The organism is Burkholderia cepacia (assembly GCF_001718835.1).
Classification (GTDB): domain Bacteria; phylum Pseudomonadota; class Gammaproteobacteria; order Burkholderiales; family Burkholderiaceae; genus Burkholderia; species Burkholderia cepacia_F.
The window spans coordinates 2,660,964-2,673,926 of record NZ_CP013444.1; the positions used below are offsets into that span (position 1 = coordinate 2,660,964).

The 12,963-nt window shown below is 65.3% G+C and carries 13 protein-coding genes; 6 read left to right on the plus strand and 7 right to left on the minus strand.

All coding sequences use genetic code 11. From position 1 onward, the window contains the following. The first annotated feature begins 507 nt into the window (after positions 1 to 507). The 4 genes from WT26_RS31685 to WT26_RS31700 all read left to right on the plus strand — a co-directional run bounded on the left by WT26_RS31685 (position 508) and on the right by WT26_RS31700 (position 3,223). Positions 508 to 1,095: a hypothetical protein gene (locus tag WT26_RS31685; RefSeq protein ID WP_231130495.1), complete on the plus strand. Its 588-nt coding sequence runs from the start codon at positions 508 to 510 to the stop codon at positions 1,093 to 1,095. Positions 1,096 to 1,275: 180 nt separating this feature from the next. Next, a complete protein-coding gene (locus tag WT26_RS38700; RefSeq protein WP_069271576.1) occupies positions 1,276 to 1,671 on the plus strand; it encodes an MFS transporter in 396 nt (131 codons plus the stop codon). A gap of 20 nt (positions 1,672 to 1,691) precedes the next feature. Further along, on the plus strand, positions 1,692 to 2,489 hold the full coding sequence (locus WT26_RS38200; RefSeq protein ID WP_059953368.1) for a LysR substrate-binding domain-containing protein: 798 nt from the start codon (positions 1,692 to 1,694) through the stop codon (positions 2,487 to 2,489). 101 nt (positions 2,490 to 2,590) lie between these two features. Continuing rightward, complete coding sequence (locus WT26_RS31700) at positions 2,591 to 3,223, plus strand: LysE family translocator (protein ID WP_069274789.1); 633 nt, start codon at positions 2,591 to 2,593, stop codon at positions 3,221 to 3,223. Between the two features lie 4 nt (positions 3,224 to 3,227). Here the strand turns inward: WT26_RS31700 and WT26_RS31705 are convergent, their stop codons facing one another. Next, entirely contained in the window at positions 3,228 to 3,596 is a 369-nt protein-coding gene (locus WT26_RS31705; RefSeq protein ID WP_059626506.1) for an antibiotic biosynthesis monooxygenase family protein, read from the minus strand. Between the two features lie 96 nt (positions 3,597 to 3,692). Between WT26_RS31705 and WT26_RS31710 the strand changes: the two genes are divergently transcribed. Both WT26_RS31710 and WT26_RS31715 read left to right on the plus strand, forming a co-directional pair. Beyond that, on the plus strand, positions 3,693 to 4,166 hold the full coding sequence (locus tag WT26_RS31710; protein WP_059588948.1) for a MarR family winged helix-turn-helix transcriptional regulator: 474 nt from the start codon (positions 3,693 to 3,695) through the stop codon (positions 4,164 to 4,166). Positions 4,167 to 4,242: 76 nt separating this feature from the next. Continuing rightward, the gene (locus WT26_RS31715; RefSeq protein ID WP_060142276.1) at positions 4,243 to 5,070 is read left to right on the plus strand and encodes a hypothetical protein; all 828 of its coding nucleotides are present in this window, start codon (positions 4,243 to 4,245) and stop codon (positions 5,068 to 5,070) included. Positions 5,071 to 5,082: 12 nt separating this feature from the next. Here WT26_RS31715 and WT26_RS31720 read toward each other — a convergent pair whose 3' ends face one another. From WT26_RS31720 to WT26_RS31745, 6 genes are all read right to left on the minus strand, one after another. Further along, positions 5,083 to 6,786, minus strand: a complete 1,704-nt coding sequence (locus tag WT26_RS31720) for an ATP-binding cassette domain-containing protein (protein WP_069271578.1) — start codon at positions 6,784 to 6,786, stop codon at positions 5,083 to 5,085. A gap of 912 nt (positions 6,787 to 7,698) precedes the next feature. Continuing rightward, complete coding sequence (locus WT26_RS31725; protein ID WP_011694813.1) at positions 7,699 to 8,400, minus strand: ABC transporter ATP-binding protein; 702 nt, start codon at positions 8,398 to 8,400, stop codon at positions 7,699 to 7,701. Next, the gene (gene livG / locus WT26_RS31730; RefSeq protein ID WP_027789672.1) at positions 8,400 to 9,173 is read right to left on the minus strand and encodes a high-affinity branched-chain amino acid ABC transporter ATP-binding protein LivG; all 774 of its coding nucleotides are present in this window, start codon (positions 9,171 to 9,173) and stop codon (positions 8,400 to 8,402) included. The genes WT26_RS31725 and livG overlap by 1 nt, the downstream gene beginning before the upstream one ends. Next, complete coding sequence (locus WT26_RS31735; protein ID WP_059525370.1) at positions 9,170 to 10,441, minus strand: high-affinity branched-chain amino acid ABC transporter permease LivM; 1,272 nt, start codon at positions 10,439 to 10,441, stop codon at positions 9,170 to 9,172. Before WT26_RS31735 ends, livG begins: the two co-directional genes overlap by 4 nt. 11 nt (positions 10,442 to 10,452) lie before the next feature. Continuing rightward, positions 10,453 to 11,379 (minus strand): high-affinity branched-chain amino acid ABC transporter permease LivH, encoded by a 927-nt coding sequence (livH, locus tag WT26_RS31740; RefSeq protein ID WP_027789674.1) that lies wholly within the window; start codon positions 11,377 to 11,379, stop codon positions 10,453 to 10,455. A 171-nt stretch (positions 11,380 to 11,550) separates the two neighbouring features. Continuing rightward, positions 11,551 to 12,669 (minus strand): branched-chain amino acid ABC transporter substrate-binding protein, encoded by a 1,119-nt coding sequence (locus WT26_RS31745; RefSeq protein WP_027789675.1) that lies wholly within the window; start codon positions 12,667 to 12,669, stop codon positions 11,551 to 11,553. Positions 12,670 to 12,963: the final 294 nt, after the last annotated feature.

Here is a 12,963-nt window from a genome sequence, read left to right on the forward strand (position 1 = left end):
TACGCTGCACTCCTGATCGTGGGAACCGCGCCCGGGTCGGTCCCTTCGCCGCCCTCGTTTCTCGCCCGTAACCGCCTTTGCATTTCGTAACAAGTTGGGTTGATTCGTCGAGGCCACCTACCGTAAATTTTGTAGGTCGTCCGGCGGCATCCGGCAGTTGGGCGATGTTTCATTCTGCATATCTCGCATGCCGGATACCTGGATGGCCCGCCATCCGACACTGCAAGTCCGCACGCCGTATGGACTTGTTCAAGCGGTCGAACTCGCACTGAGTATCGATTCGACAACATGTAGACCAATCGAACCCGACGCGCCGTAGCAGGCTCGCCGAGTCGTTCCTGTCATTCCGGACGAAGCCCGCGTGACAGGGTGGGACATGGTCGAATCATGATATTTGCATCGCACTCCTACCAATATATTTGGGAGACTCAACCCGACTTTCGATCGGCATAAATCAACTTTGCGCAACTCGCGAAAGGAAAAGGACAGAAAATGGAATTTGTACGGATGGGAATCGTCTTTGTTCATCTCATCGCCTGCTGTGTCTCGATTGGTCTCGTGCTGACCAGTGACATTGCGATGGTCAAACGGCTTTTGGATTCTGATGCGCCCGCCGATCTTGCCCAGGTCCACCTGCCCAGCCTGCAGCGCACCATCTCGTTGGCGCTGATGGTGCTTTGGGTCACCGGCATTGCGATCGTTGCGTTCGATATGCGGACCCAGGGGCTCACGTATCTCCACAATCCCAAGCTGCAGGCCAAGATTGCCATCGTCGCCTTGCTGACTTTCAACGGCATCGCTCTGCACTCCACGGTCCTCCCGGCACTGGAGAAAGCGGGCTCCCTGCTGAAGCTTTCCTTTGAACGACGCATGGTTGCGATTTTCCTGGGCGTGGTTTCCGCAGTCTCGTGGTTCTACGCGGCCATGCTGGGCGTCGGGCGCCCGTTGAGCTGGAAGTATTCGTTGTTCCAGATCCTCGCAGCCTACCCGGCACTGATTGCCGGCGGAATCGCCACCATGTTGTTCATCACGGCGCTGGCGAAATCCAGGAAGGCCGTTGAGCGTCACAACACCGAAGAGGTCGCGGCCTATTGATCGCCGACACCGGGGGATGCGCACTGCCCGCAGCAGTACGCATCCCGTTGTCGCACAAGCCGCGCGCCGGCTTGTGCGATTGTTTCCCCGCCGTCAACGCAGCGATGAACATTCACCCGAGATAAGACTCGGGACAGTGAATACGCTGTGAGGCCCTCCCGCCTCACGAGCCCGTATCCCATGCCCGACCTCGCTGCTCCGCCCCGCCCCCTGTCCACCGCGCTGCCGGCGATTTCCGCATTCGTCATCGTCACCACCGAATTCCTGATCGTCGGCTTGCTTCCCGCGCTCGCGCGCGACCTCCGCATTTCGATCTCAACCGCCGGGCAACTCGTTACGCTGTTCGCGTTCACGGTGATGCTGTTCGGCCCGTTCCTGACCGCAGCCTTGTCGCACGTCGAGCGCAAGCGCCCGTTCATCGCGATCATGCTCGTCTTCGCCGCCGCCAACACGCATGCGATCGGCTGGTGCGGCGCGTTCGCCGGACTCGCGATGCAGTCGCTCCTGATGACCGCACTCGTCGCCGCCTTCATGCCCGCCCGCGGCCCGAAAGCCTGCGCATCGCGGCGCAGCTGAGCATCCTCGGCGATCAGCGCGTGATCGCGAACGTCGCGTTGTCGGTCGTCGTGTTCACCGCGATGTTCACGGCCTGCACCTGTCTCGCCGATCTGCTGGAACGCGTCGCACACGTGCCGCCCGCGCGGGTCGGCTGGTGGCTGATGGGCTTCGGCGCGGTCGGGCTCGCGGGCAACTGGCTCGGCGGACGCTACGTCGATCGCCATCCGGCCGGCGCAACCGCCGTGTTCGTGCTGCTGCTCGATTTCGCCGAGCGTCATCCGCGCCTGAAGCTGCATGCGTCGTTCACCGACCGCTTCGTCGATCCGGTCGAGGAAGGCATCGACGTCGCGGTGCGGATCGGCAGCGTCGAATTCCTTTTCGGCGTGCTCGCGCATCGGGCCATCGACCGGGACCGCGTGATCTTCTGTGCGGCGCCGCGCCATCTGCAGCAGCGTCCGGCGATTCGCGAGGCGGCGAATCTCGAGCGCCACGATTGCGTGACCTACGGCCGCGCGGACGGCAGCGTGAGTCCGTGGGTCATGGCCCGGCCGAACGGGCAAATCGAACGCCGACCGATGAACGGCCGGATCGTCGTCGGCAGCGGCGAAGCGCAGCTCCAGGCGGTGAAGGCCGGTTACGGGATCGCGCAGCTCGCGACCTGGATGATCCGCGACGCGCTGCGCAGCGGCGAGCTGGTGGATGTGCTGCCTTCATGCGCGACGGCGGGATTGCCCGTCAGCCTGATCTGGGCGCGTCACCGGGAACGCTTGCCGAAGGTGGGCGCGACGCTGGAGTTCCTGGATCACGCGTTGCGCGCCGTCTGCGCGGAACACTGAACGCGCATCGCGGCGATGCGGGGCAGTGCCGCGCGGCTTCGGCGCCGGCGTGGCATCATCCCTGCATCTACACGCGCGGTATCGACTTCACGGAGCGCCGCATGTCCTTTCAGACCTGGATGCTGTTTGCCGCAGCCTATCTCGCCACGACGCTGTCGCCGGGGCCGAACGTGCTGCTCGTCATCCGCAACACGGTGCGCTACGGCACGCACGGCACGGCCGCGACGATCGCGGGCAATCTCGTCGCGCAACTGTTCGTGGTCGTGCTCGTCGCGCTCGGCGTCGGTGCGGTGCTCGCCGCGATGCCGCCGCTGTTCGTCGCGATGAAGATCGTCGGCGCGCTGTATCTGATGGTGCTGGGCATCCGGCAATTGCGCAGCCCGCGTACCGGCGCCGATGCGCGCAACGGCCTGCAGCCGCACGAGATGCCGGACCGGAACAAGCTGTTCCGCGAAGCGCTGTTCGTGTCGGGCAGCAATCCGAAGACGATGATCTTCCTGTCGGCGTTCATGCCGCAGTTCATCGTGCACGACCGCCCGCTCGCGCTGCAGTTCGTCGTGATGTACGCGACGATCGCGTGCATGGTGATGCTCGTCCACGGCGTCTATTCGGCCGGCGTGCGCCGGTTCCATCGCGGCTTCGGCATGAGCCGCGCGGTGCGTGCGCTCAAGCGCGCCAGCGGGCTGCTGTTCGTCGGGCTGGGAATCCGGCTGCTCGCAGCCCGGCAGGCCTGAGCGCTCACGCGACGCAGATTCCCTCCACCGCCACCTTCCGGAACAGGTGCGGCGACGCGACCGCCGACGCCGGATACGCGGACAGCTTCGCCCGGAACGCCGGATCCGTGAATGCCGCGCGAAAGTGCGCGGTGGACTCCCACACCGCGTAGTTCAGATACGTCGGACGCTCGCCGACCGCGCGATGCAGTTGCGTCGAGATGAAACCCGGCTGCCGCTTCATGAACGCGGCATCGTCCTGCCAGACCCGCAGGAACGCCTGTTCATCCTCCGGTTCCAGCGTGAAGACGTTCACGAGAACGACCGGCGCGGCCTCCTCGGCGAGCTGGCGGTCGATCGGAAACGCGGGATCGAGCGGGCGAAACTGTGGCATGATCGGCTCCATCAATTTGGTTGCATGATGTCAATTCGACATGGCACAGGTATAGATCATTGACACCATGATGTCAATTTGGATCGATGGTGACAGATGAAAAAGACGAAACGAACGCCGGCGGGCGAGATCCTGACCGGTTTCATTCTCGATTTCTTCCGGCTCAACAGCCGGATGCTGGCTTCCGGCGACCGACTGGTCGCCGGGCTCGGGCTGACGAGCGCGCGCTGGCAGATTCTCGGCGCGATCGCCGGCGCCGGGCAGCCGCAGCCGGTTGCATGGATCGCGCGCGATCTCGGCGCGAACCGTCAGAATGTGCAGCGCATCGTCAATGATCTGGAAGCGGAAGGACTGGTGCGCTTCGAAGTGAACCCGCACCATCGGCGTGCGCAGCTCGTCGTACTGACCGACAGCGGCAAGCGGGCGTTCGACGCGGCGATGGGCCTGCAGGCCGCATGGGTGAACCGCCTGTCGGACGGGTTGTCAGCGGACGATCTCGAGGCAACGCGGCGCGTCATCGCCGGACTGCGCAGGAATCTGGACGAGACCGACGGCGGCGAATCCACCTAGTGCCATAGCGACGCAACGCGCATCGGCGGCGCTGCACGGCGCGGCCCCCTTCCATGACGGCATACCGATACTCGACATGTACCGAATTCTTTCCACGCTTTCCGACCCATGCGCGTGCATCGCGTCCGAAGATGTCCTCGGTCACGTACAGTGCGGCGACCGCTTCAACGCATGGGCGATCGACGGCGCTTCGTTCCTGACGGACCACCCGTTCACCACGTTCGACGATCGCTCCGATGCGCATTGGTTCGCGGCCGAACTCTCCGCGTTCCTCGCCCGCGAGCTGAGCAAACGGGAATTCGACGCCGCCCGTCTTCGCCCCGTGCTGGAGGATTTGCGCCAACGTTATCTGGCGTTGTCCCCGGATACGCCGCTGTGGGCCTATCCGGCCGCGGCGTGCACGATCGTCGAGCTGCAACGCTCCGGCGACCAGGTCGTCGCGGACATTCACCAGTACGCTGACTGCTTCGCATTGTTCGGCGCGGGCCGCACCGGCGAGCCGACGCCCGCGGTCGACGACTTCCGGTCGAACGCGTCGCGGCTTCAATGGCGGCCGCGTTCGGGATTCTCCGGCGAACAACTGGCGCGTCAGCGCGAGCGCCGCATCGAGCAACAGCACAACCGGAATACGACCGCGCTGACGCTCAATCCCGACAGCGCAGCGAACGGAACTCACGTGCGGCAGACCTTCGCCGCGCCATGCCAGGTGCTGCTGGGGACCGACGGCGTATCGCGTGCTTGGGAATACTACGGTCTGGTCGATCAGCGCGACGTCATCGACTTCGTGTCGCGCAACGGCCTACCGGCGTTGTTTGCACGGTTGCGACACCACGAGGAAAACTACGTCAATCCCGAGATGAAATCGCGGGACGATGCGGCGGCGTTGCACATTCTCTGTCATTGACGCGCATCCGGCTCACGACAGCGGAACGAATTCGCGGACCGTGCCGCCCTCGAGGCGATAGGCCCGGTCGGCGACCTTCAACAGCGAGTGATGGTGCGTAATGACGACCAGCGTCGGCACGTGTTGCCGGAGGCGGGCGAAAATCCGCGCTTCGCGGGCGCCGTCGAGCGACGACGTCGGCTCGTCGAGAATCACGACGGACGGGCGCCTTGCGAGCGCGCGCCCCAATGCGATGCGCTGGCGCTCGCCCCCCGACAGCGCCCTGCCCTGGATGCCGAGCGGCCGGTCCAGCGCGTCACCGTCGCTGCCATTGCCGAGCTCGTGCAGCTCCAGCATGTCGACCAGCTCGCGCAGCGCCGAATCGGGCGGCGCGTCGTCGCAGCCGTAGGCGAGGTTGTCACGCAACGTTCCGGTCAGGATCAGCGGCGATTGCGGCGCAACGGCCACTTCGCTCGCGATGTCGCCGACCGCCACGTCGCACACGTTTGCACCGTATAACGTCACCGTGCCGTGCGCCGGCTTCGCGAGACCCAGCATCAGGTTCGCCAGGCTGGATTTTCCGCCGCCGGACGGTCCCATCAGGACGACCAGTTCGCCCCGATCGATTTTCATGTTCACGTCGCGCAGCATCGTCCGCCCGCGCCACGCAACGTCGACGTGTTCGAGACGATACACTTCGGATCTCGAACGATCGAACGATGCCCGCGTATCCGTTCGCTCGGCCGGAAGATCCAGCAGGCCGAAGCCGTCGCGCAATGCGATGTGGTTGCGGCGCAGGTCGGACAGCGAAGCGGCGAGACTCGAAAACGGCATCGTCAGCGCGACGATATAGCCGACGATCATCACGAAGTCGCCAACCTGAAACGTCGAGCGCGTCACTTCGACCGCCGTGACCACGGTGAACACCGTCAGCAGCAGCCCGGTGCACACCGTTTGCACGGCGAGCAGCAACGACAGGCGGGCGTTGCCGCGGGTCAGCTTGGCCGTGTAGACGCCGAGAATCCGGTGCAGCGCCGCATCCTCGCGCACGTATGCGTTATTGAGCTTGATGTCGAGCATGAAACCCAGCTTCTCGACGAGATGGCTCGACAGCATGTCGGCCGCGCTGAAGACCTCGGCGTGCGCGCCCTTGCTCTTGTTCGCGATGCCCCATGTCACCACGAACAGGGCGAACATCGCGCCGACGAATGCGAGCGCGAATGCTCCGTTCGCCACTTGCCACAGCACGGCACCCGAAAGCACCAGCTGGAACAACGTCGGCGCAATGATCCAGAACAGTGTCAACGAAATTGCGCTGAACGCGTCCCTGCTGCGCGCGACGATCGATACCAGCGTGCCGGGGTCGATTTCCGTCAGCCGGGCATAGTCGACCCGGATCAACCGCGCGTAGATCGCGTGATGAAACGCCGCGTCGCATCGCGCGAGAACCGCCGCCGAAATCATGTGCTTCAGCCACTCGCACGCGTGGGCGATTGTCCACGTCACGCCGTACGCGCCCGTCAGCACGACCGCCGACGCGGCATAGCCGTGCACCGCGCCGAGCGACAGCGCATTGGTCGCCTGTCGCAACAGATACGGCACGAGTGTGTACAACGTCGCAACGAGCGCCATGAACAACGTAGCGAGGATGAAATGCACCGGCAGCCGGGGATAGCGGCTGACCGTGATCCGGTAGGCCGTGACGTAGTCATCGAGCAGTTCCGTTACGAAGGGCATTGCATTCCTCTTGAAACGTCCACCGCCAGCTGCGCGTTCCCCGGTCCGGCCTGCGCATCGGATACAGGGCGATCGCGCGTCGCATGAGTCGGATCTTTCAGCGTTCGAACGAACATTTCGGCCGCGTAAATGCGGGTGATCTCTACCAGGCCGTCCGGAAAGCCCAGCTCGGAACATCTCGTCGATTCGGGCGGTCAGTGCGTGTTTCACAATGGGTTGGGTCAGAAACGGCATCACGGGACGCGCATTTGCAGTCTGCACGAGCGCGTCGTCGATGATCACGCTTGTCGCCGCGATCTGGTACCGCCGCGCCGGCTTGAGCCTCAACAATAGCCTGCGCATGATATCTCCGTTCAGGTCTGTCATGGGTCGCGGCGCTCCGGGCGGCACGACAGCCCCCAACGCCGGTTGGACCGCAGGCGCTCCCAGATGGCGGGACACCTCGGCCCGGGCCTGCGCACGCACGGCCCACACAGGCACCCGGTAATGGATCGCGAGATCGCGCGCCGCGCTCCAGACACGCCCGAACCGCAGACTCGACGCCGCATCGACGAGCACGCCAAACGGCGGCTGCGCCAGATAGAGCGCATCGCCGCCATGCCCGTTCAGCATGAGTCTGCCGTCACCGGGAAAGCCCGATTCGGCAAGACCATTCGCATGCGCGAGAAAGCACAGCTTCGTCGCCGGGATCGCCACCGCCGGCGCACGCTCGACCGGCGTGAACGCGCAGGCGCGCAAGCAGTGGATAGGTTCGATGCTCGATCTGACAGTGATCGGAAACGGCGCGTGCAATCGACACCTCGTTCGATGACGCGCGCAATGGAGCGCCGTGCCGACGCGCCGCCAGCAAGATTGCTCAAGCAAACACCCCGGCCAGGCCGCCGGCCCGTTGCAGGCCGGCGGCTTCCTTCGTCAACCGCCGAGGTACGCCTGCTTGATCCGGTCGTTCGCGAGCAGGTTCGCGCCCGTATCGGCAAGCACCACGCGCCCCGTTTCGAGCACGTAGCCGCGATCGGCCACACCGAGCGCCTTGTTCGCGTTCTGCTCGACGAGGAACACCGTGACGCCCTCGTCGCGGATCGTCCTGATGATGTCGAAGATCTGCGCGATCACGAGCGGCGCGAGGCCGAGCGTCGGCTCGTCGAGCAGCAGCAGGCGCGGCTTGCTCATCAGCGCACGGCCGATCGCCAGCATCTGCTGCTCGCCGCCCGACATCGTGCCGGCCCGCTGCGTCGCGCGCTCCTTCAGGCGCGGAAACAGCTTGAACACGTGCTCGATGCCGTCGTCGATCTCGTGACGGCTCGCGAAGAAGCCGCCCATCTTCAGGTTCTCGAGCACCGTCAGGCTCGGGAACACGCGCCGCCCTTCCGGCGAGATCGCCATCCCCTGCCGCATGATCTGATGCGTCGACATCGCGGTGATGTCGTTGCCCTCGAACAGCACGCGGCCCGACGAGGCGCGCGGCGTGCCGCATACCGTCATCATCAGCGTCGTCTTGCCGGCGCCGTTGCTGCCGATCAGCGTGACGATCTCGCCCTTGTTCACCTCGATCGACACGCCCGCGAGCGCCTCGACCGCGCCGTAGTGCGTATGGACCTGTTCCAGCTTCAGCATCACTCTTCCCCCAGATACGCCTTGATCACGCGCGGGTCGTTGCGGACCGCTTCCGGCGTGCCGATCACGATCGGCCGGCCGTGCTCCATCACGAGGATGCGGTCGGACACGCCCATCACGAGGCTCATGTCGTGTTCGATCAGCAGCACCGACACGCCGAACTCGCGGCGCAGCTTGTCGATCAGGTGCTGCAGTTCGACCTTCTCCTGCGGGTTGAGGCCGGCCGCCGGCTCGTCGAGCATCAGCAGGCGCGGCTCGGTGATCATGCAGCGCGCGATCTCCAGGCGCCGCTGGTGCCCGTACGACAGCGTGCCGGCCGGCCGGTTGGCGACCGACGTCAGCCCCATCCGGTCGAGCCACACCGCCGCGCGCTCGAGCGCTTCCTTCTCGGCGCGGCGATACGCGGGCGTCGAGAAGAGGCCCGGCAGCAACCCCGCCTTCACCTTGCGATGCTGCGCGACCAGCAGGTTCTCGACGACGGTCAGCGACTTGAACAGGCGAATGTTCTGGAACGTCCGCACGAGGCCCTTCAACGCGATCTTGTGGCTCGGCAGCCCCGCGATCGCGTGGCCGTCGAGCACGACGTCGCCGCCGGTCGGCTTGTAGAAGCCGCCGACGCAGTTGAACACCGTGGTCTTGCCCGCGCCGTTCGGCCCGATGATCGCGAACACTTCGTCGCGGCGCACGTCGAAATCGATCCCGTCCACCGCGAGCAACCCGCCGAAGCGCATCTGCAGCCCGGCAACCTTCAACAGTTCTGCATGTGCGCTCATTGCGGCAGCTCCACGTGGGGACGGCTCGCGGGCAACAGGCCCTGCGGACGCCACATCATCATCAACACCATCACCAGACCGAAGATCAGCATCCGGTACTCGGCGAAGCCGCGCGCGACTTCCGGCAGCACGGTCAGCAGGATCGCCGCGAGAATCACGCCGAGCTGCGAGCCCATCCCGCCGAGCACGACGATCGCGAGGATCAGCGCCGATTCGATGAAGGTGAACGATTCGGGATTCACGAGACCCTGGCGCGCCGCGAAGAACGCGCCGCCGATGCCCGCGAACGCCGCGCCGAGCGTGAACGCCGACAGCTTGATGCGCGTCGGGTTCAGGCCCAGCGAACGGCACGCGATCTCGTCGTCGCGCAGCGCTTCCCACGCACGGCCCATCGGCATGCGGATCAGGCGGCTCGTGACGAACAGCGTGAAGCCGACGAGCACGAGCGCGAGCAGGTACAGGAAGATCACCACGTGGTCGCCGCTGTATTCCAGCCCGATCAGTTCGTGGAACGTCTTCGCGCCTTCGACGCTCGCGCTGCGCGCCATCTCGTAGCCGAACACGGTCGGCTTCGGGATGCCCGAGATACCGTCCGGGCCGCCCGTGAGGCTCGTCAGGTTGTTCGCGAGCAGGCGGATGATTTCGCCGAAGCCGAGCGTGACGATCGCGAGATAGTCGCCGCGCAGCCGCAGCACCGGGAAGCCGAGCAGGAAGCCGAACGTCGCGGCCGCGATCGCGGCGAGCGGCAGGCACTCCCAGAACGACAGCCCGAAGTACTGGTTCAGCATCGCGTACGTATAGCCGCCGACCGCGTAGAACCCGACATAACCGAGATCCAGCAGCCCCGCGAAACCGACCACGATGTTCAGCCCGAGGCCGAGGATCACGTAGATCAGCGCGAGCGTTGCAACGTCCACCGCGCCGCGCGAGCCGAAGAACGGCCACACGAGCCCGACCGCGAGCAGCCCCCATACGACCGCGCGCTGCTGCCGCGCGCCCATCGCGGGCATCGCCGGCAGCTTCACCGCCGATTTCGCGCGCACGAGCCACGGCTTGAACAGCTGGAACAGGAACACGGCCGCGACCGCGATCCACACCGGCCGCCAGTGCGGCGTGAGCACCACCTGATAGCCGTCGAGCTTCAGTTGCAGCCCGAGCACCGGAATCGTGAGGATCGCCGTCAGGAACGCGGCGGCCACGGCATTTTTCAGCGCCTGGCCGATCGAGGCGTCGGCGGCCGGGCGGCGAACGGAAATGACTGTACTCATCTGCGTCTCCCTCAAACCTTTTCGATGTCCGACTTGCCTAGCAGGCCGGTCGGGCGGAAGAGCAGGATCAGCACGAGCAGGCCGAACGCAACGACGTCCTTGTACTCGGCCGGCATGTAGCCTGCGGCGAAGGTTTCAGCGAGGCCCAGCAGCACGCCGCCGAGCATCGCGCCCGGGATGCTGCCGATCCCGCCGAGCACCGCGGCGGTGAACGCCTTGATACCTGCGACGAAGCCGATATACGGGTTGAGCTTGCCGATCGTCAGCCCGATCAGCACGCCGCCGACGGCCGCCAGCATCGCGCCGAGCACGAACGTAAACGAGATCACGCGGTTCGTGTCGATGCCGAGCAGGTTCGCCATCTTCATGTCCTCGGCGCACGCGCGGCAGGCACGGCCCATCCGCGAATGCGAGATGAACAGCGTGAGCGCGATCATCAGCACGACCGTCACGCAGACGATCAGCAGGCGTGCATACGGGATCGTCACGTCGAAGTCGCCGCCGAGATGAATGTCGAACGCGCCGGAGATCAGCACCGGCACGGACACGTCGCGCGCGCCCTGGCCGATCTGCACGTAGTTCTGCAGGAAGATCGACATGCCGATCGCGGAGATCAGCGGCACGAGGCGCGGGCCGCCGCGCAGCGGCCGATACGCGACGCGCTCGACCGCGAAACCGTACAGCCCGGTGACGATCACCGACACGATCAGTGCGGCGCCGAGCACGAGCGGCAGCGGATAACCGGCGGAGATGCCGATGGCCGTGAGGGTCACGAGGCCCACGTATGCGCCGATCATGTAGATCTCGCCGTGGGCGAAGTTGATCATGCCGATGATGCCGTAGACCATCGAATAGCCGATGGCGATCAACGCATAGATCGCACCCAGCGTCAGGCCGTTGACCAGCTGCTGGGCGAATTGCGGAAAGAAGTCAGTCATGTGCGGGAAGCTCCCGGTAGCGCCGCGCCGGGCGCCGCCGCCGGATCGCGGCGGGGCTGCGGGCAACGCACGGTGTCGTCACGAGCCGCCCGATGGCCGCTCGCGCGGCCAAATACGCACCCGCCCCGTCCGGGTTTCGGACAGGGCGGATGCGTGGGCGGGTACTCCGTATTACTTGGCGGCGGTCTTCGTCGCGTCCTTGTGCCACGTGTACACGACGAACTTGAACGCCTTCAGGTCGCCCTGCGCGTCATACGCGACCTTGCCGATCGGCGTGTCGAACGTCGTCTTGTGCATGTACGCGGCGACCTTGGTCGGGTCGGTCGTCTTCGCGCCGGCGATCGCGTCGGCGATGATCTTCACCGCGGCGTACGACGGCATCTGGAACGGGCCGTTCGGATCGCGCTTCTTGTCCGCGAACGCCTTCACGAGCGCCGCGTTGGCCGGATCGGCCGAGAAGTCGGCCGGCAGCGTGACGAGCATGCCTTCCGAGGCCGGGCCGGCGATCGCCGTCACGTCCTTGTTGCCCACGCCTTCAGGCCCCATGAACGTGGCCTTCACGCCCTGCTCGCGCGCCTGGCGCAGCAGCAGGCCCATTTCCGGGTGGTAGCCGCCGAAGTAGACGAAATCGACGCCTTGCGACTTCAGCTTCGTGATGATCGCCGAGTAGTCCGAATCGCCGGCGTTGATGCCTTCGAACAGCACGACCGGGATCTTCGCGGCTTCGAGGTCCTTCTTCACCGACGATGCGATGCCCTGGCCGTACGACTGCTTGTCGTGCAGCACCGCGACCTTCTTCGGCTTCACGTTGTTGATGATGAAGTGCGCGGCGGCCGGGCCCTGCTGGTCGTCACGGCCGATCGTGCGGAAGATGAAGTGACGCTTCTTGCCTTCCGTCAGCTGCGGTGCGGTAGCCGACGGCGTGACCATCACGATGCCTTCGTTCTCGTAGATGTCGGAGGCCGGAATCGTCGACCCCGAGCACACGTGGCCGATCACGTACTTGATCTTCTGGCTGACGATCTTGTTGGCGACGGCGACGGCCTGCTTCGGTTCGCATGCGTCGTCCATCATCACCACTTCGAACTTGTTGCCGCCCGCGCCGCCTGCTGCGTTGACCTGCTCGATCGCGGTCAGCGCGCCGGCCTTCACCATGTCGCCGTATTGGGCGACCGAGCCGCTCATCGGACCAGCGATGGCGATCTTCACGGTTTCCGCTTGCGCGGTGGCGGCGCCGGCGGCGAACAGCACGGCGGCGACGGAAATGGACGTAAGACGGGACAGCGTCATCTAGGAGCTCCTCGATGTTGTTTAGTCATACGGGCAAAGGCGGCATGACTTGCGCAATCGAACAGCACCCGGGGCGAGGACATGGGACACGCCCGAGACACATAGAAGACGGAACTCCGGCGGAATGTTGCGTAGCGGGGCCCGGCTCTTGCAGTCCCCGAAGGGGACGTCTGGTTCGGAAAGACATCGTGATGCGTCTTGCATTGCGCAAGCGTTTCGCCTGCCCCGCTTGCCAAACCGCTTGACCGGAGGGGTGGTCCGACAGCCGTTGGCAAGGCAGTCGAAATTATATGG